The sequence below is a fragment of the Schleiferilactobacillus shenzhenensis LY-73 genome (genome assembly GCF_000469325.1).
Taxonomy (GTDB): domain Bacteria; phylum Bacillota; class Bacilli; order Lactobacillales; family Lactobacillaceae; genus Schleiferilactobacillus; species Schleiferilactobacillus shenzhenensis.
The window spans coordinates 98,304-98,605 of record NZ_KI271586.1; positions in this window are offsets into that span (position 1 = coordinate 98,304).

Genomic DNA, 302 nt, shown 5'->3' on the forward strand with positions numbered 1-302 from the left:
ATCAAAAGTCTTCAAGTCCGGCCTTGTTGTAAATGGTCAAAAACCGACCATTAACAACAATTTCGCTACTGAGCCCCGCCAGCCTCCGGGCCCAAATCGCCTACTTCCTAGCCAATCGTAAGATTCTTCGTGCAAGGACATAATCGTCGGAGGTGGCGCCGCACTTGCCGCACTTTGTATTTGTAGGTGATTGCCGTTAGGCTCGGGAAGGAAGCTGTCAGAATTCCTGGCGAGCCGGATGTTTTCAGTCTCCGAGAATGTAGGGTGACGAAGGGCGGAGCAGATTGGGGCTCAGCCGTGAA